The following is an 18,442-nucleotide window of genomic DNA, read 5'->3' on the forward strand; positions in this document are numbered from 1 at the left end:
CATCCTGACAGCGCGGCCAACGAGCCGCCCTAGACCAGCGGGCGCCCGGTCCGGATCCGCCAGTCGACGTCCTTCAGTAGCACGTTGAACGGGAACTGTCGGACCGGCCGCGGCAGCAAGTGGTTGACGAACCGAAGGACCGCGATCGTGCGGTCGAAGCGCCGCTGCTTCGCGGCGTCCCACTCCAGTTTCATCTCATCTCGGAAGCGCTGCGGCAGAAAGCCCGTCGTGATCATCAAGTTGAAGTCGTCGAGTGCACGCTGAATCCGCCTGGGCAGCTTGATGCCGCGAATGCGGCCCGCCGCGATCGGCCACAGGTACTCGCGCACCGCATCATCGATGTGCACCTTCTCCAGCGAATCCTGCCAATACCGGTCGAACGCGGCGCGGTCCTTCGGCCACATGTCCTCGGGCACCTGCAGCATGGTGCCGAGTGGCATCCCCTCGCGATAGTGCCGGTCGGCCGTGTCTTCGTCCATCTCCCCGACGAACATGCGGTAGATGTCGACGCCGCCCTTGTACAGGCAAGCGCCGACCCACAATTGGAGGTCGCGGTCGAACGCGTGATATTCGACCGGACTCTCGTCGGTCGAATACACCTGGGCGTGCGCGCGGTTCACCGCACGCCGGAACGCCGCCTTCTGCTCGAGTGAACCCTTCGTGGCAACCGCGAGATAGGTGAACGTCGTACGCGCCCGCTTGACCGGATGCAGGTCCACTCGGCCGCTTTCGACGCGGCTCTCCATCACGCCGTAGCCGACGCCTGGCCGGGCCAACTGCATGATCACGTTGGCCGGCCCGGCCAGCAACGCCACCCCCATCAGTGCGTCGTCGAAGCTTGCGCCGCGACGACGCGTCGTTTCAAGCAGCGCCGCAGCGGGCTCGTTGACCGCGCGTTCGACGTGTGCAACCGGATCGCTGATCGCCATCGACCCACCTAGAGACGTTGTGGACAAATGTGAGAACGTCTGTTTCCAGATATATTGCCCGCCCATCGGCGGCGGTGTCAAGATGGATCCGATGGCTCAAGTGCGCCCCTATCGGGGCATCGAGGCGGCCGACCGCGCCGCCGAGCGCCGCAGGCGCTTTCTGGAGGCGGGCCTGGACATTCTCGGATCCGACCCTGATCTCTCCGAGCTCACCGTGCGCGGCATCTGCCGACAGGCCGGCGTCGCACTGCGGTACTTCTACGAGAGCTTCACCGACAAGGACGACTTGGTCGCGGCGGTCTATGACTGGGTGATCGCCGACATCGCGGCGACGACGCAGGCCGCGGTGACAGCGGCGCCGATGAACGAACGCAGCCGCGCGGGAATGGCCAACATCGTGCGGACCATATCCGCGGACACCCGGGTAGGCCGGTTGTTGTTCAGCTCTCAGCTGTCCAATCCGGTGGTGGCGCGCAAGCGTACGGAATCGTTCGCGTTGATGGCGATGCTCACCTTCCAGCACGCGAGCGCCGCGGGCGCGCAGAACATCGACCGCGTCAAGGCCGCGTCCCATTTCGTGGTCGGCGGCGTCACCCAGATGATCACCGCGTGGCTCGCGGGCGACGTCACACTGGACGGCGACCAGCTAGTCGATCAGCTGGCCGCGATGATCGACGCGCTCGCAATGCCTGATCTCTATCGGCCCTAGGGGCGCGCAGAAGTAGTCGATAGCGCGGGCCGGTTCGTCAGGGAAGTAACGGGATTCTCCACAGCGGCATCGACGGGTCGAGCAAGTACAGCCGGGTGGCGGTCAACCGCAGAATGCGTAACGCGCCGCTGATCAATAGCGCCGCGAGCGGTAGCTCGCCTACGACGGCGGTCAACACCGACAGCCACCTGTCTGCAGGCGCCGCCGTCATCACGTCGAACCACGCATCGCAGACCAACAGCACACCGGTGGTGAACGCGGTGAGGATCAACAACTGCCGGCGCAGCAGACCCAGCGCCGCCGTGAGGGCCAGGAACATCAGCAGCAGGACGTCGAAACCTACCCAGGTGGTAAGCCAGTTGTGCACAACGTACTTGTCGGGCAGTGTGATTGCCAGGTAGCCGATCCACGGGATCAACCCGACGACAGCCCCCACCATCACAGTCAGGCGCACCCGCCGCAGCCGGCTGAGCTCCGCCGAACCCAGCAACTCTTCGAGTGGTCGTTCCAACCGGCTGATCAGCTCACGGCGTTCGGTTGCCGACATCGCAGCGATCTCGGCATCGGAAATCCCGCCGTCAGGCATCGCCGGTTCAACGTCCTGCGGGCACCCTCGGTCGGCGATCAGCCGCGGTCTTAGGTGTCGTCTGCGTGTCGAACTCGGTGAATTCCTTGGTCCAGCAGGCGAACTCGAGCGTGATGCCGTCAGGATCGTGGAAGTAGAACGACCGCACGTACACGCCTGGGTGCACCGTCGGCGACACCTGCGCCGCGCTCTCGTCGTGGTTGAGCACCGGACCGACCCGCACACCCTTGTCCTTGAGTCGCTGCCGGTACTCGTCGAATTTCTCCGCGGGAACGTGGAACGCCAGGTGGTTCATGGTGCTGACCGCGCTGACGATGTCGCCGATGCCCGGAATGGCTTCAGGTGACGACACTCCCGGCACCCGATCCGGCGCATCGACAAACCAGAAGAAGGCAACGCAGTCACCATTGCCGGCATCGAAGAAGAAGTGCTGGCCCATGCCGCCCGGTAAGTCCAGCGATTTGATCAGGGGCATGCCGAGGACGTTGCTGTAGAAGTCGACAGTGCGTTCCATGTCGGAACAGACGAGCGCGACATGGTTGATGCCGCCGAGTTCGAATTCGGAGTTGGGGTTGTTTGGCTTGATCACGTCACGGCTCCTCTAGCCAAGCTCGAGATCTGAATCTAACATCAGATTCAGATTCGATCAATGCCCGAGGAGCTCCGTGACCGTCAGCCCCCGTGAGTTGCCGACCGTGCGCGGCAGGCAGACACAGGCGGCGATCGACGCCGCGGCGCGGGCGGTGATCGCCCGCAAGGGCATTCTGGCTACGACGATTTCGGATATCGCCGCCGAAGCGGGCAGGTCCACTGCGTCGTTCTACAACTACTACGACTCCAAGGAAGCGATGGTCCGCGAGTGGGCCGTGCGGTTCCGGGACGAGGCGCGGGAGCGCGCTCGGGCGGCGGCGGTGCCGGGGCTGACCAACTGGGAACGTTCGTACGAGGCGGCCGCCGCACACTGGAACACCTATCGCAACCGGCTCGCCGAGATCATCAGCATCTCTCAGCTGGCCATGGTCAGCGACGACTTCGCCGGATATTGGGCCGACATCTGCTCTCTGCCAATAGCGTTGATCACCGACATGGTGAAACAAGCACAGGGAGACGGCTTCTGCGCGGCAGATGATGACCCTCATCTGGTCGCGGTGGCGATGGTGTCGATGCTCAACCAGTTCTGCTACACACAACTGTCCGGCGGCGCAGGCGGCGTCGATGACGATGCGTGCATCACCACTCTTGCGAACTTCTTCTACCGGACCATCTACCACAAGGAGGCCGGCCTGGCATGACGAGATCCGCTACCTCATCCGGAACGCCGGGCGTGACACGTGAATTCGTCGGCTTGGATTCCCCGACGGCGCGGCGCGCCGGATCAGGCGGGCATCCGTGCCAAGGGCTCTACCACCGTGGCGTCGGGCGTAAACCAAAGGTGGCGATGATCGCCGCGCACTATCAGATCGACTTCTCCGAACACTATCTCGCCGACTACATGGCCACCCGAGGCATCGGTTTCCTCGGCTGGAACACCCGCTACCGCGGTTACGAGAGCAGTTTTCTGCTCGACCACGCGCTGGTCGACATCGGCGTCGGCGTGCGGTGGCTGCGCGAAGTGCAAGGTGTCGAGACCGTTGTGGTGCTTGGCAATTCGGGCGGTGGATCGCTGATGGCGGCCTATCAGGCGCAGGCCGTCGACCCACACGTCACGCCATTGGACGGCATGCGGCCAGCGGCGGGCCTCACCGACCTACCCGCCGCCGACGGATACATCGCCAGCGCTGCGCACCCCGGTCGGCCCGATGTGCTGACCGCGTGGATGGACGCGTCCGTTGTCGACGAAAACGACGCGCTCGCGACCGATCCCGACCTCGACCTGTTCAACCAGCACAATGGGCCGCCCTACTCCAAGGAGTTCGTGCAGCGGTACCGGTCGGCGCAGATCGCCCGCAACCACGCGATCACCGACTGGGCCGAAACCGAACTCAAGCGGGTGCGCGCGGCCGGCTTCTCCGACCGCCCGTTCACGGTGCTACGGACGTGGGCCGATCCACGGATGGTGGATCCGGCGATCGAACCGACGAGGCGCCCCGCCAACATGTGCTATGCCGGCCCACCGGTCAAGGCCAACCGTTCCTCACACGGCATCGCCGCCGCCTGCACGTTGCGTAACTGGTTGGGGATGTGGAGCCTTCGGCATGCCCAGACCCGCGCCGAACCGCATCTGGCCAAGATCGACTGTCCGGCCCTTGTGATCAACGCCGAGCAGGACACCGGTGTCTACCCCAGCGACGCACAACGTATCTACGACGCACTGGCCAGTTCCGACAGGATGCAGTGTTCCATCGACACAGACCACTACTTCACCACGCCGGGAGCGCGCAGCGAAAAGGCCGATACCATCGCGAAGTGGATCGCCAAGCGGTGGCGCTAAGAGTCCTCGCACACTTCACTCCGGGTTCGAAGGTCACCGAATTCCTTACATCGGAGACGGATTGGCTCGACATCCGGTATTGCGCCGAAGACGACGACGCCTGCTTCTGCCGCGAGTTGCCCGAGGCTGAGGTCATCTGGCACGTGCTGCGACCCATCTCGGGTGACGACCTCGAAAAGGCGCCGAAGCTCAAACTCGTACACAAGATGGGCGCCGGGGTGAACACCATCGACGTCGGCGCCGCCACCCGCCTCGGCATCGCGGTGGCGAACATGCCCGGTGCCAACGCGCCGTCGGTCGCCGAGGGCGCCGTGTTGCTGATGCTTGCCGCGCTGCGCCGGCTGCCCGCGCTCGATCGGGCGACCCGCGAAGGCAGAGGCTGGCCGACGGACCCGAGCCTCGGCGAGAGCGCCCGCGACATCGGCGGCTGCATCGTCGGCCTGGTCGGCTACGGCAACATCGCGAAGGCGGTCGAGAAGACGGTGCTGGCAATGGGTGCGCGCGTACTGCACACCAGCACCCACGACGACGGCCATCGGAGCTGGCGCTCACTGCCCGACTTGCTGTCTGCCAGCGACATCGTCTCCCTGCATTTGCCGCTCACGGAGAAGACCGCACACATGCTCGACCGCACCGCGCTTGCCCGGATGAAACGAGGCGCGGTCCTGGTCAACACCTCGCGCGGCGGCGTCGTCGACGAAGGCGCGCTCGTCGACGCCCTGCGCACCGGCGGCCTGGCCGCCGCGGGCCTCGACGTCTTCGCGGTCGAACCGATCGCCGTAGGCAATGCCCTGCTCAGCCTCGACAACGTGGTGCTCACGCCGCACGTCACCTGGTACACCGCCGACACCATGCGGCGCTACCTGGAACACGCCGTCGGCAACTGCCGCAGGATCCGGGACGGCCAGCGACTGGCCAACGTCATCAACGAGTAATCTCGTTCCCAACCCACCGGTTAATAGGGAAGGCAATGGAGCATGCCCATCGCGATCAGTCCTGAGCACAACGACCTGGCCGACTCGGTGCTGTCACTGGTAGCCCGGGTGGCGCCGTCGGAGGTGCTCCACGAGGCCCTCGAGTCGCCAGTACCCAACCCGCCGCCGTACTGGAAGGCCGCTGCGGATCAGGGCCTTCAGGGCGTGCACCTGGCGGAATCGGTTGGCGGACAAGGCTTTGGCATCCTCGAACTAGCCATCGTGCTCGCCGAGTTCGGCTACGGCGCGGTGCCGGGCCCGTTCGTGCCCTCGGCAATCGCCAGCGCACTGATCTCGGCCAACGACCCCGACGCGAAACTGCTCAACGACCTGGCGTCCGGCGCCGTGATCGCCGCCTATGCGATCGACTCCGGGCTGACCGCCACGCGGCACGGTGACGGCTTGGTCATCCGTGGCGAGGTGCGCGCGGTGCCCGCCGCCGCGCAGGCGTCGGTGCTGGTATTACCGGTCGCCATCGACAGCGGTGAGGAATGGGTGGTGCTGGACGCCGACCAGTTGGAGATCGAACCCGTGCAGGGTATCGATCCGCTGCGGCCGGTCGCGCACGTGCGCGCCAACGCCGTCGAGGTCGGCGACGACCGCGTACTGAACAACCTGAGCCGCACCCTGGCGCGGGCGCTGATGTCGACGTTGCTGTCCGCCGAGGCAATCGGCGTCGCGCGATGGGCGACCGACACTGCATCGGCCTACGCCAAGATCCGCGAGCAGTTCGGCAGGCCGATCGGCCAGTTCCAGGCCATCAAGCACAAGTGCGCCGAGATGATCGCGGACACCGAGCGGGCCACCGCCGCGGTCTGGGACGCCGCCCGGGCAATTGACGAGTATCGCGAAACCGGCTCGCAGGACAGTGCTTTCGAGTTCGCGGCCGCGGTGGCCGCAACGCTGGCGCCTGCGGCGGCGCTGCACTGCACCCAGGACTGCATCCAGGTGCACGGGGGCATCGGCTTCACCTGGGAGCACGACACCAATGTCTACTACCGGCGTGCGATCATGCTGGCAGCCTGCTTCGGCCGCGCCGCGGAATATCCGCAGCAGGTGGTCGACGTCGCGACCACCACCGGCATGCGCAAGATCGACATCGACCTCGACCAGGACACCGAGAAGCTTCGCGACGAGATCCGCGCGGAAGTGGCTGCGCTGAAAGCGATTCCGCGCGAGGAACGAACTACCGCCATCGCCGAGGGCGGCTGGGTGGTGCCTCACCTGCCCAAGCCGTGGGGTCGCGCAGCCAGCCCCGTCGAGCAGATCATCATCGCGCAGGAGTTCACCACCGGTAAGGTGCGCCGGCCCAACATGGGCATCGCAGCATGGTTGATCCCCTCGGTTGTCGCGTTCGGCACCGAGGAGCAGAAACAGCGCTTCCTGCCGCCGACGCTGCGCGGCGAAATGATCTGGTGCCAGCTGTTTTCCGAGCCGGGCTCCGGCTCCGACCTGGCGAGTCTGAGCACGAAGGCCACCAAGGTCGACGGCGGTTGGCGGATCACCGGCCAGAAGATCTGGACCACCGCCGCCCAGTTGTCGCAGTGGGGCATGCTGCTGGCCAGGACCGATCCGAGCGCTCCGAAACACAATGGCATCACGTACTTCCTGCTCGACATGTCCAGCGACGGTGTCGAAGTCAAGCCGCTGCGTGAGCTCACCGGCAATGCGATGTTCAATACCGTCTTCCTCGACGACGTCTTCGTTCCCGACAACTTGGTGCTCGGTGAGGTGAACCGCGGCTGGGAGGTCAGCCGCACCACGCTGACGGCCGAGCGGGTGTCGATCGGCAGCAGTGAGGCGCCGTTCCTGGCCAACCTCAACGGTTTCGTCGAGTTCATCCGCGACGGGCACTTCGACCAGATCGACCAGAACCATGCGGGCAAGCTGATCGCCGAGGGCCACGCGGCCAAGCTGCTGAACATGCGTTCCACGCTGCTGACGCTGGCCGGTGGAGACCCGATGCCCGCCGCGGCCATTTCCAAGCTGCTGTCGATGCGCACCGGCCAGGGCTACGCCGAATTCGCGGTGTCCTCGTTCGGCACCGACGGTGCCATCGGCGACCCCGACCAGCCTCAGGGCCAGTGGGCACAGATGCTGCTGGCCAGCAGGGCCACCACGATCTACGGCGGCACGTCGGAGGTGCAGCTCAACATCATCGCCGAGCGGCTGCTGGGACTGCCCCGCGACCCGTAAACTTCCCGCGCGAGCAGACGTAAAACTGTCCATTTCAGGCGCGAAATAGGCAGTTTTACGTCTCCTCGCCGGATGAAAGGCGGCGCCCACGAGCGGTGACTTCACGTTGCGGCAGTTGCGCTACTTCGCCGTGCTTGGCGAAGAGCTGAACTATCGTCGCGCCGCCGAGCGCTTGTTCATCACACAGCCCGCGTTGTCGACGGCGATCAAGCAGCTCGAGCATCAGCTCGGCGTCATGCTGTTCACCCGCAGCACCCGTGAAGTCACGTTGACCGAACTCGGCCAAGCCTGGCTACCGAAGGTGCGCGAAGCGCTGCACGGGATCGACGCCGCGGTCGACGACCTCATCGCGCTGTCGGCACACTATCGCAGGATCCGGTTGGGCTACCTGATCGGCACCGGCGCGGACCTGTTGTTCCGGCTGCTCCGCCACTTCGAAGCCAAGTATCCGGAAATCACCTTGGAGCCAAGGGAATTCGATTTCTCCGACCCGACGGCCGGGCTCGCCGACGGCAGCACCGAGGTGGCCATCATCCGGCCGCCGGTGGATCTGCCCGAACACCGGATGTTCATTCTGGACGCCGAGAACTGGGTGGCGTGCCTGCCGCGTGATCACCCGCTCGCGAGCCGGTCCGACCTCACCATCGCCGAACTGCTCGACGATCCGATCGTGGTGGCGCCGGCCAGTGCCGGTCGCTGGCGCGACTACTGGATGGCGATGGACGCCCGCGGTGGCAAGCCGCCCACAATCGCTGCCGTCGCGGCGACATACGAAGAGGAGACCACGACCATCGCGCGCGGCCTCGGGATCAGCTTCACCAGCGAGGCCAGCGCACGGCTGTACAACCGGCAGGGCATCGCCTACGTGCCGATTCGCGACCGACCCCGCAACTACACGGCACTGGCATGGCATCCGGCGGGCCTGTCCCGTGAGGCGGCGCAACTCGTACGACACGTCCGGGAAGAGTGGAGCTTCGGCGAAGGCCAGGCGGTCGAGCGGCCGGCAACCTACTACTGATAAAGCCAACTTATAAGCAGATCAGAAACTGGAACTTCCCTGGCAACGTCGCATCGGGTTTCCTCACCTCATGACTGACACCGCTTCACCGGCGACCGCCCCACCGGCCAACGCCGAGGACGCCAAACTCGCCGAGTTCGGCTACACCCAGAGACTCGACCGGTCCGTCGGCACCCTGGCATCGTTCGCGATCGGATTCGCGACCATCAGCGCCACCACCGCGGTGTTCACCGGCTTCGGCGCCGGCTACTTCACCGCGGGCGGCCCATTCGTGTGGACCCTGCTGCTGGCGGGCGCGGTGTTCGCGTTGTGGGCGTTCATCGCGGCCGACCTCACGGCCAAGCTTCCCCTCGCCGGTTACTCCTACCAGTGGATCAGCCGCATCAACGGACCCGACCTGGGATTCTTCACCGGATTCATCGCCCTGATGGGGTGGGTCTGTGGCATGACCGGTGTCGGCTTCATCTTGTCGGGCTACCTCGGCGGGCTCTTCGGGTGGAGCATGAGTCAGACCGCGCAGATTCTGCTGGCCATCGGCGTGGTCTTCCTCTGCGTACTGATCAACATCTACGGCGTCCGGTTCGCGACCATGGTCAACAACATCGGTGTCAGCCTCGAACTGGTGATCACCGTCGGTGCAACCGCGCTTGTCGCGATCATCGCGTTCTCCGCGCCCGAGAATCACCAGCCGATCTCGGTGCTGTTCACTGGCGGCGACTCCGGCGACAAGAACACCTATCTGCTGGCGTGGCTGGCCGCTGCGCTGGGCCCATTCTTCGGGCTGATCGGCGTCGAGTCCGGTGCCGACGTCGCCGAGGAGACCAAGAACGCCCGCTATGTCGTGCCGCGCACAATGTTCTACGCGCTGGTCACGTCCATTGTCATCGAACTGCTGATGTACATCGTCTACGTGCTCGCCATCCGCGACGTGGGCGCTGTCGAGGCGAACACCGCTGCCCCCATCGAGGAGATCATCAACCAGCAGGCCGGCCCTGCGGTCACCAAAGTCGTTGTCGCCGTTGCTCTGACCAATATCCTGGCCTGTCTGCTGGCCAACATTCTGGTCGCGACCAGGCTCACCTATTCGATGGCACGCGACAACATGCTGCCCTTCTCCCATATCTGGCGGCACGTTTCGTCGAAGACGAAGACCCCTACCTATGCCGTGATCGGCCTCGGCTGCTTGTCCACCGTGCTGCTGTTGTCAGCGCTGGTCAATGAGGCAGCGTTCAACTACATCATCGGCATTGCTTCGCTGTTGTTCTTCTTCGTCTACATACTGCAGACCATCGGCCTGCTGGTGGGTTACCGCAAGGGCACCATTCCCGCGCCAGAGCCCGGCACCTTCGACTTGGGCAGGTGGCGGTTGCCGCTGTACGTCACCGCACTGCTGATCTTCCTTGCCGTCGCCGTGGCCCTGCTTTTCCTGCCGCAATTCACCAACAACAAGTGGGTGTTCCTCGGCGTAGTCGCCGTGGCCGGCGTGTGGTGGGCCACCGGATTGCGCTCGCGCTTGAGCCGCGGTGACGCGGGCTCTGACTACGCCAAGACCCACCTGAACTGACATACCGAAAGGACGCCTATCCCAATGACTGTCGTAGACCAAGGCACCAGCAACCTCGTCGCCGTCGAGCCGGGCGCCATCCGCGAGGACACCCCGCCCGGTTCGGTGATCCAGTACAGCGACTACGAACTGGACACCTCGAGCCCGTACGCGGGCGGTGTCGCGTGGATCGAAGGCGAATACCTGCCCGCGGAGGAGGCTCGCATCTCGATCTTCGACACCGGCTTCGGCCATTCGGATCTGACCTACACCGTCGCACATGTGTGGCACGGCAACATCTTTCGGTTGGGTGACCACCTCGACCGGTTACTCGACGGGGCGCGCAAGCTGCGTCTGGATCCCGGCTACAGCAAGGCAGAGCTGGCCGAGATCACCAAGCGCTGCGTCGCCATGTCACAGTTGCGCGAGTCGTTCGTCAACCTGACGATCACCCGCGGATACGGAAAACGTAAGGGCGAGAAGGACTTGTCCAAGCTGACACATCAGGTGTACATCTACGCGATCCCGTATCTGTGGGCGTTCCCCCCGCACGAGCAGATCTTCGGCACCACGGCGATCGTGCCGCGGCACGTGCGCCGCGCGGGCCGCAACACGGTTGACCCGACGATCAAGAACTACCAGTGGGGAGACCTGACCGCGGCCAGTTTCGAGGCCAAGGACCGCGGCGCACGCACGGCGATCCTGATGGATGCCGACAACTGCGTGGCCGAGGGGCCCGGCTTCAACGTCGTCATCGTCAAGGACGGCAAGCTCGCCTCGCCGTCACGCAATGCCCTGCCTGGCATCACCCGCAAGACCGTGTTCGAACTCGCCGACGCGATGGGAATCGAGGCGACGCTGCGCGACGTCACCAGCCACGAACTGTATGACGCCGACGAGCTCATGGCGGTCACCACGGCGGGCGGCGTGACGCCGATCAACACCCTGGACGGCGAACCCATCGGCGACGGCACGCCAGGACCGCTCACCGTGGCGATCCGCGACCGGTTCTGGGCGCTGATGGACGAACCGTCGCCGCTGATCGAGAAAATCACCTACTGACGGTCGCGTCGAATCAGGTCTACGATCGAAATAGTTGATCTTCATAGATCGTTAGATCTGTTATGAATACTTTCCGACGACGCGTTACGCGCCTTTTCGTCGGCGGAGCCGCGGCCATGGCAGTCGTGACCGGCCCCGCGGTTTTGTCCACTGTCAGCGCGCCGGCGGCGTCGGCGCAGCCCTGCTACAACGGCGTCGTGCCGTGGGGGCCGTTCGTTCCAAGCTGCACGGTGCCCGGTCCGCAAGCCCCGCGGGTGCGCGGGTCGGCGCCGGACGCCAACGCGATCATCGCCTGCCGCAACCATCCCGGCTGTCTGTCCTGGTACGTGAACGGCGGACCGTAGTTTCCGCCTCCTCGAACAGGGAACCCGATCGACATGACCCACGACGTTGAGAAGCGTTTCGACCGGCCCGACGCGTTCCGCGCCGCCGCCAGATATGTGGGCGTCGTCGTCGCCGTCACAGCGGCGGTGTTCGCGATATACGCATTCACCGCTAGGGACTCGGTGATTGCGGCCTCTTTGGTGCCCGCCATCCTGTTCGTCGGCGGCGTCGGCGCGTTCGTCAAGACCTACCGGATCTGGAAGGCCGAGGGCGCATGGCCGGCATGGCAGGGCGCAGGCTGGTTCCTGCTGACCCTGATGCTGGTGACCCTCGCCGTGCCAGGCGCCGCGATGATGGCAGGCGGCTAGGGCACTATCGAATCGACATATCCGCCGTCGACACGCAACGCACCTCCGGTCGTCGCCGAGGCCAGTGGCGACGACAGATACGTGACCATATTCGCTATTTCGCCCGGTTCGATCAGGCGCTGCAACAGAGATTGCGGCCGGTGCTTGCGCATGAACTCGCGTTGCGCGTCGCCCCATGGCAGCGACTTGTCAACAAGCTGATACACGAAGTCCTCGACGCCCGCGGTGTGGGTGGGCCCCGCGATCACCGAGTTGACCGTGACGCCGGTTCCGGCCGCGTCCTTGGCGAATCCGCGCGACACGGCCAGTAGGGCGGTCTTCGACACCCCGTAATGAATCATCTCTTCGGGTGTCACCAACGCGGAGTCGCTGGCGATTTGGATTGCCCTGCCCCAGCCGCGTTCTGTCATGCCGGGCAGATACATACGGATAAGTCGAACTGCGGCAAGCACATTCACGTCGAAGTAGGTACGCCACTGCTCGTCGGTGATCTCGCGGGCAGGCACGGCGCCGAAGATGCCGAGGTTGTTCACCAGGATGTCGACGTCCGGCAACTCGCGCTGTAGCGTGGCCGCGCCCTCCTCTGTGGCGACGTCGGCGGCGACGCCGATCACGTCGCCAGTCAACTTCGCGACAGCCTCGTCCACGCGCTCGGGCGTGCGGCCATTGACGGCTACCCTGGCGCCGCTGTTGGCCAACCCCTCCGCGATAGCCAGCCCGATACCTTGCGTCGACCCCGTGACAAGGGCCGTCTTCCCACTCAGATCAATGTTCACGCCGTGGTACTACCACCGGGCCCGGCGGACTATTCCGACTTGTCGTCGCCGCCGACTTTTGCCGTTTTGTCGTCTTCGCCGACTTCTGCCTTATCGTCGCCTCCGCCGACGGGCATCTCCCGCAGTTCCCGTTTCAATACCTTGCCCGTCGGGTTGCGCGGCAGTTCGTCGAGGAACACCACCTCACGCGGCACCTTGTATCGAGCCAGGTGTTCGCGCACGTAGGACTTGATGTCATCCTCGCCGAGGCTGGCGCCGTCCGCTTTCACGACGAATGCCCGCAACCGGTGGCCCCATTCCTTGTCCTCCACGCCGAGCGCGGTGGCTTCGACGACGTCCGGGTGACCGCTGATCAAGTCCTCGACCTCGGCGGGGAACACATTCTCGCCGCCCGACACGATCATCTCGTCGTCACGGCCGCTGACGTACAACAGGCCGTTCTCGTCGAAATAACCGACATCACCTGAGGACATCAGCCCATCGATGATCTGCTTGTGGCCGCCGCCGGTGTAGCCCTCGAACGGGAAGAAGTTGCCAACGAAGATTCGGCCCACTTCGCCCTGCGGCACCTCGTTGCCGTTGTCGTCGAGAATCTTGACCTTCACGCCCTTGACCACGGGCCCGACGGTGGCCGGATTGACCGACAGATCCTTGGGCCTGGCGATGGTGGCGAAGGCGATCTCCGTCGACCCGTACAGGTTGTAGACCACGGGGCCGAGATCCTTGAGCGCGCGCTGTGCGAGTTCGGCACCCAATTGCGATCCAGACACGAACACGATCCGCAGCGACGACAGATCCGGCTTGCGCTCCATCGCCTCGAGGGCATCAAGCATGCGCGACAGCATGACCGGCACCACGACCACCGCGGTCACGTTGTGCTTCTCGATGTCCTCGAGGACCGTTGCCGGCCTGAACTTCCGCCGCAACACCAGCGTCGCGCCGAGCATCATCGCGATGGTGGCGTGCAGGTAGCCAAGCGCGTGGAACATCGGCGCCGGAAGTGAGGTCACCTCACCGGATTTGAACGGCACGTGCGACAGGACGCCGCCGATCGGCGCGAGGGTGGGTGGGGTACTTCTGTTGGCGCCCTTGGGAGTTCCAGTGGTGCCACTCGTCAAGATGATGATCGATGAATGCTTCGTCACCTTCGGTGCAGGCTTGCCCGAGCTTCGCGCGACGAGGTCCTCCAAGGTCTCGTCGGTGCTTGCCGAGTCCTCCTTGTCGGGGTTGACACCCAGTGCGCGCAGCTTGCCGAGCTCCGGTTCGGCCTTGGACACCGCATCGAAGTACTCGTCGTCGTAGATGATCAGCCTGGCGCCCTCGCGCTCAGAGACCTCTTTGATCTGCGGTCCGGAGAATTCGCTGTTGAGTAGGATGATGCGGGCGCCTGCCCTGGCGCACCCGTACACCGCGATCAGGAACCAGCGGTGGTTGCGCGCCAGAATCGCCACCCCGTCGCCGCCCTTGACGCCCATCTTCAGCAAGCCGTTGGCCACCTCGTGCGCAGCCTCGTCCAGCTCTTTGAACGTGATCTCGCCGAAGTCGTCGATGATGGCGGTTCGGTTCGGCGTGCGACGCGCATTGAGCGCGGGGATCATCCCGAATTCGCCCCACCGGCGGATATCGGCCAGCATGGCGGCGATGTTCTGGGGTGGCTCGAGTTTGAAGGCGCCGGCCTCCAACATCTTGTACGCGTAATGCAACTCCGCTGAACCGCGTTCGACCAGCTGTTGAGCTTTGACGACTGCCTGCGACGGAAAATCGGTGAGCTTAGGCATGACCCCACACTAGTGACGGGCGTCTCAACGCGACCGGGAAATTACCATGACGGTATGGCCTCTCCCATGTCGCTGGACGTGGACGGTCGGCAGGTCATGATCACCCACCCTGACAAGGCCGTTTTCCCGGATATCGGGATCACGAAACTCGACTTGGTCCGCTACTACCTTTCCGTCGCCGGCGGCGCGCTGCGGGGGGTGAGCGACCGTCCGATGATCCTGAAACGGTTCGTCAAGGGCATCACCGAGGAGGCGGTCTTCCAGAAGCGAGCACCGGAGAAGCGACCGGATTACGTCGACGTGGCCGAACTGAAGTACGCGTCGGGCACGTCGGCGAAGGAAGCTGTCCTCCGCGACGCCGCAGGGCTGGTGTGGGCAATCAACATGGGTTGCGTCGACCTGAATCCACACCCCGTGCGCGCGGACGATCTCGCTCACCCCGACGAGTTGCGTGTCGATCTGGACCCGATGCCCGGCGTGCCGTGGCGACAGATCGTCGACGTGGCCATGGTCGCGCGCGAGGTGCTCGAGGAGCACGGCCTGACACCGTGGCCGAAGACATCGGGCTCCCGCGGTTTTCACATCTACGTGCGGATCGAGCGGCGGTGGCCCTTCAAGTTGGTCAGGCTGGCCGCGCAAGCGGTGGCCCGCGAAGTGGAACGCCGCGCACCGGGCCAGGCGACGGCGCGATGGTGGAAAGAGGAACGCGGCGAAGAAGTGTTCGTCGACTTCAACCAAAACGCGTTCGACCGCACTGTCGCGTCCGCGTACTCCGTTCGGGCCACCGCTGACGCCAGGGTGTCGACGCCGCTGTTCTGGGGCGAGGTCGTCGACTGCAGGCCGGAGAACTTCACGATCGCGACCGTGCCGAAACGCTTCGAGGAGACCGGCGATCCCTGGGAGAGCATGGACGACCATCCCGGCACCCTCGACGGCCTACTCGAGCTTGCCGACCGGTTGGGCCCCGCCGAGAAGGCGCCAAGGGGCACCCGGAAAACCGCACAGAAGGGGACGGGCCGGCGTCAATCCTCGATGCCCCTCATCGAGGTCGCGCGCACCAGGACCAAGGACGAGGCGATGGCCGCACTGGACGAGTGGCGCGGACGTTACCCGTCAGTAGCCGAAATGCTCAAGCCGGCAGACATTTTGGTCGACGGCATGCGGGGTCCCAGCTCGATCTGGTACCGGATCAGGATCAACTTGCAGCATGTGCCCGAAGGTCAGCGGCCGCCGCAGGAGCCGCTGATCGCCGACTACAACCCCTGGGAGAACTACTCAGGACCGCAATGGATGCGCCGTGACTGAGGCGTTTGCTGACCGATGCAAAAGCTGTTCTTAATAAAGTATTAGCCGTTACTCCCCGTTGCCTTAAATCGGCTCCGTAGCTTCGTAACCAGTTAAGCAATCGAGGGGAGGCTGCACATGTACGGCAATCCGGCAATCGAATGCGACGGTGCCCAGGTGCGGGCGTGCAGCCGCCAGCTGGCCACGGTGGTGACTGTCACCGGGAATCTCGATGATGTGAACCTCGACAAGGTCAGCCAGTACACCAAGCGCTTCGTCCTGAGGGAGAAGCCTGTGGTGCTGGATCTCAGCGGCGTGAGTTGTGCTACTCCACATGTCATTTCGTTGTTATCCGAACTGGACGACGCCTGCAGTGCCGCCGGCGTCGAGTGGTCGCTGATCGCAAGTCAACCAGTCAGTCGAGCGGTCCAGACTTTCGACGACCGCCTCGAGTTGCCGACGGTGGAATCGGTTGCGGACGCGCTGCACAACTTCGCCGAAGCCATGATGGAGCGTCGTCGGCTCCTTCCGCTCCTCACGAAGAGCGCCTAGAGACAGGGACGACCACAGTGCTAATCGACATTCGGTGGCTGGCCTACCTTGTGCACGGCCGGCACAAGCCGCGTTCGCGGCCATTGGCTCTCACCGCCCGCTGAGCACCGCATAGCCGGCTGAGATCGCTGCCCACCGGGCCGGCCTGGGTGGCATGGGTGCGGATCGTCGCTGCTGCTCGCACTCGCTCTGTGGCGGTGGTTGACCGTCACCATGTCACCACGCAGCCGACGTGGCTGGGCAGGCTGACCCCCGCGGAGCGTCGGCAGTGGCGCCGACACTGACGACCAGCTTGCCCGCGGCTGTGGATTTGATGTTGGTGTTGATGTACAGCGGGATTCGCGCGGTTTGACCATCGACCGGTTGGGTACGTGACGATCATGGGACGCACCGCGAACTGGGTACTCGCGCTGGCCACCGTGCCGGGCGCTATCGCGGTCGTGGTTTTCCTTTATGTGCAGGTGCTCGGCACGGCAGGGTGCAACCATCAGCCCTGCCCGCGCCAGGGGCCCGGTGAACTCGGTTTCACACTGATCCAATACGGCACGCCGATCGTCGCAGTCGCGGCGGTCGTGCTGTCGTTCTTCACCGCCCGGCACCGTAACGGGTTCATCGTTCCGTTGGTTGCCTGGCTGGTGCTGATCGCCGCCTTTGTCGTGCTTGCCTTTTCGTTCAGCTCGACCGGTTAGCGGATCGGCAGGCCGGTGATCGCGCGACCCATCACAAGCCGCTGAATTTCGCTCGTGCCTTCGAAGATCGTGAAGATCTTTGCGTCCCTGTGCATCCGCTCGACCGGATAGTCACGGGTGTAGCCGTTGCCGCCGAGGATCTGGATCGCCTCATCGGTCACATAGACCGCGGTTTCGCTCGCGACGAGTTTGGCCATCGACCCTTCGGCGTTCACGAACGGCTTGTTGTTGCGAGCCATCCAGCCGGCCCGCCACACCAGCATCCGGGATGCGTCAATGCGGGTCTTCATATCGGCGAGTTTGAACGCGATCGCTTGGAAGTCTCCGATTTTGCGGCCGAACTGTTCTCGCTGCTGCGCATATTCCAACGCATACTCATAGGCGGCCCGTGCCACCCCCAGCGCCATCGCACCCACCACCGGGCGGGTGCGTTCGAACGTCTTCATCGCCGCTTGGGCTGCGGCGCTTTGCCCTTCGCGGCTGCGGGCGATGCGATCGTCGAATTTCTCCTTGCCGCCGACGATCAATCGACCCGGAATGCGGACGTCCTCGAGAATCACCTCGGCGGTATGCGAGGCACGGATCCCATGCTTGCTGAACTTCTGCCCCTGTTTGAACCCGGGCGTGTTCGGCGGGATGATGAACGTGGCCTGGCCACGGCTACCCAGATCGGGATGCACAGACGCAACGACGATGTGCACGTTGGCAATTCCGCCGTTGGTGGCCCAGGTCTTCACACCGTTGAGCACCCACTCGTCGTTGGCCTCGTCGTAACGAGCACGAGTCAGGATCGCGCCCACGTCGGAGCCTGCGGCCGGCTCAGACGAACAGAACGACGCAAGCAACGGCTCGTCCGGCGTACCGAACATCTGCGGCAGCCATTCGCCGAGTTGTTCCGGCGTGCCGTTGGCGGACAGGGATGCGGCGGCCAAGCCGGTGCCGAGGATCGACAACGCGATGCCCGCATCGCCCCAGAACAATTCCTCGAACACGGTCAACATCCCGAGGCCGGTCGGTTCGGCGGCCTGGGTGGCGAACAACTCCATGGAATACAGGCCGACCTTGGCGGCCTCCTTGATGATCGGCCACGGGGTTTCCTCACGCTCATCCCACTCCGCGGCGGCAGGGCGCACGACGTCGGCGGCGAATTCATGAACCCAGTCCCTGATTTGGATGACGTCCTCAGACAGTTCAAGAGAAAACGACACAGCCAACCGTCCTTT

19 protein-coding genes are annotated in these 18,442 nt (G+C 64.6%); 13 read left to right on the forward strand and 6 right to left on the reverse strand.

The genetic code is table 11. The annotated features are described in order from the left end of the window. Positions 1-29 precede the first annotated feature (29 nt). Positions 30-929, reverse strand: a complete 900-nt coding sequence (locus ACGFK1_RS27345) for an oxygenase MpaB family protein (protein WP_393437007.1) — start codon at positions 927-929, stop codon at positions 30-32. Positions 930-1,011: 82 nt separating this feature from the next. On the opposite strand from ACGFK1_RS27345, the gene ACGFK1_RS27350 reads away from it, so the two are divergent. After that, entirely contained in the window at positions 1,012-1,638 is a 627-nt protein-coding gene (locus tag ACGFK1_RS27350) for a TetR/AcrR family transcriptional regulator (RefSeq protein WP_393437009.1), read from the forward strand. A 37-nt stretch (positions 1,639-1,675) separates the two neighbouring features. Here the strand turns inward: ACGFK1_RS27350 and ACGFK1_RS27355 are convergent, their stop codons facing one another. Further along, a complete protein-coding gene (locus ACGFK1_RS27355; protein ID WP_393437012.1) occupies positions 1,676-2,224 on the reverse strand; it encodes a hypothetical protein in 549 nt (182 codons plus the stop codon). A gap of 7 nt (positions 2,225-2,231) precedes the next feature. Beyond that, a complete protein-coding gene (locus tag ACGFK1_RS27360) occupies positions 2,232-2,813 on the reverse strand; it encodes a VOC family protein (RefSeq protein ID WP_393437014.1) in 582 nt (193 codons plus the stop codon). Positions 2,814-2,889: 76 nt separating this feature from the next. Between ACGFK1_RS27360 and ACGFK1_RS27365 the strand changes: the two genes are divergently transcribed. The 9 genes from ACGFK1_RS27365 (at position 2,890) to ACGFK1_RS27405 (ending at position 12,140) form a co-directional block, all read left to right on the forward strand. Next, entirely contained in the window at positions 2,890-3,516 is a 627-nt protein-coding gene (locus ACGFK1_RS27365) for a TetR/AcrR family transcriptional regulator (protein ID WP_393437017.1), read from the forward strand. Beyond that, positions 3,513-4,655, forward strand: coding sequence for an alpha/beta hydrolase (locus tag ACGFK1_RS27370; RefSeq protein WP_393437020.1), 1,143 nt, complete (start codon positions 3,513-3,515; stop codon positions 4,653-4,655). The genes ACGFK1_RS27365 and ACGFK1_RS27370 overlap by 4 nt, the downstream gene beginning before the upstream one ends. After that, entirely contained in the window at positions 4,631-5,590 is a 960-nt protein-coding gene (locus ACGFK1_RS27375; RefSeq protein ID WP_393437022.1) for a 2-hydroxyacid dehydrogenase, read from the forward strand. Before ACGFK1_RS27370 ends, ACGFK1_RS27375 begins: the two co-directional genes overlap by 25 nt. Positions 5,591-5,632: 42 nt before the next feature. Beyond that, positions 5,633-7,825, forward strand: coding sequence for an acyl-CoA dehydrogenase (locus ACGFK1_RS27380; protein ID WP_393437025.1), 2,193 nt, complete (start codon positions 5,633-5,635; stop codon positions 7,823-7,825). Positions 7,826-7,940: 115 nt separating this feature from the next. Beyond that, positions 7,941-8,843: a LysR family transcriptional regulator gene (locus ACGFK1_RS27385; RefSeq protein ID WP_393437028.1), complete on the forward strand. Its 903-nt coding sequence runs from the start codon at positions 7,941-7,943 to the stop codon at positions 8,841-8,843. A 70-nt stretch (positions 8,844-8,913) separates the two neighbouring features. After that, the gene (locus ACGFK1_RS27390; protein ID WP_393437031.1) at positions 8,914-10,407 is read left to right on the forward strand and encodes an APC family permease; all 1,494 of its coding nucleotides are present in this window, start codon (positions 8,914-8,916) and stop codon (positions 10,405-10,407) included. Between the two features lie 24 nt (positions 10,408-10,431). After that, positions 10,432-11,448, forward strand: coding sequence for an aminotransferase class IV (locus ACGFK1_RS27395; protein ID WP_393437034.1), 1,017 nt, complete (start codon positions 10,432-10,434; stop codon positions 11,446-11,448). Between the two features lie 116 nt (positions 11,449-11,564). Next, complete coding sequence (locus tag ACGFK1_RS27400; RefSeq protein WP_393437036.1) at positions 11,565-11,792, forward strand: hypothetical protein; 228 nt, start codon at positions 11,565-11,567, stop codon at positions 11,790-11,792. Between the two features lie 33 nt (positions 11,793-11,825). Next, complete coding sequence (locus ACGFK1_RS27405) at positions 11,826-12,140, forward strand: hypothetical protein (RefSeq protein ID WP_393437039.1); 315 nt, start codon at positions 11,826-11,828, stop codon at positions 12,138-12,140. Here the strand turns inward: ACGFK1_RS27405 and ACGFK1_RS27410 are convergent. Together ACGFK1_RS27410 and fadD2 are read right to left on the reverse strand one after the other, a co-directional pair. Continuing rightward, positions 12,137-12,916 carry an SDR family NAD(P)-dependent oxidoreductase gene (locus ACGFK1_RS27410; RefSeq protein WP_393437042.1) on the reverse strand — a complete coding sequence of 260 codons (780 nt, stop codon included), beginning with the start codon at positions 12,914-12,916 and terminating at the stop codon, positions 12,137-12,139. The two genes, ACGFK1_RS27405 and ACGFK1_RS27410, sit on opposite strands and share 4 nt — an antisense overlap. Positions 12,917-12,945: 29 nt before the next feature. After that, positions 12,946-14,694 carry a long-chain-fatty-acid--CoA ligase FadD2 gene (gene fadD2, locus ACGFK1_RS27415; RefSeq protein ID WP_393437044.1) on the reverse strand — a complete coding sequence of 583 codons (1,749 nt, stop codon included), beginning with the start codon at positions 14,692-14,694 and terminating at the stop codon, positions 12,946-12,948. Between the two features lie 54 nt (positions 14,695-14,748). Between fadD2 and ACGFK1_RS27420 the strand changes: the two genes are divergently transcribed. The 3 genes from ACGFK1_RS27420 to ACGFK1_RS27430 all read left to right on the forward strand — a co-directional run bounded on the left by ACGFK1_RS27420 (position 14,749) and on the right by ACGFK1_RS27430 (position 17,219). Continuing rightward, positions 14,749-15,999: a DNA polymerase domain-containing protein gene (locus tag ACGFK1_RS27420; RefSeq protein WP_393437047.1), complete on the forward strand. Its 1,251-nt coding sequence runs from the start codon at positions 14,749-14,751 to the stop codon at positions 15,997-15,999. Positions 16,000-16,116: 117 nt separating this feature from the next. After that, positions 16,117-16,530 carry an STAS domain-containing protein gene (locus ACGFK1_RS27425; protein WP_393437050.1) on the forward strand — a complete coding sequence of 138 codons (414 nt, stop codon included), beginning with the start codon at positions 16,117-16,119 and terminating at the stop codon, positions 16,528-16,530. A gap of 380 nt (positions 16,531-16,910) precedes the next feature. Continuing rightward, entirely contained in the window at positions 16,911-17,219 is a 309-nt protein-coding gene (locus ACGFK1_RS27430) for a hypothetical protein (protein WP_393437053.1), read from the forward strand. Here the strand turns inward: ACGFK1_RS27430 and ACGFK1_RS27435 are convergent. Next, entirely contained in the window at positions 17,216-18,427 is a 1,212-nt protein-coding gene (locus ACGFK1_RS27435; RefSeq protein ID WP_393437056.1) for an acyl-CoA dehydrogenase family protein, read from the reverse strand. The genes ACGFK1_RS27430 and ACGFK1_RS27435 overlap by 4 nt on opposite strands. Positions 18,428-18,442 lie beyond the last annotated feature (15 nt).

The sequence above is a fragment of the Mycobacterium sp. NPDC048908 genome (genome assembly GCF_043197955.1).
In the GTDB taxonomy this organism is placed as follows: Bacteria; Actinomycetota; Actinomycetes; order Mycobacteriales; family Mycobacteriaceae; genus Mycobacterium.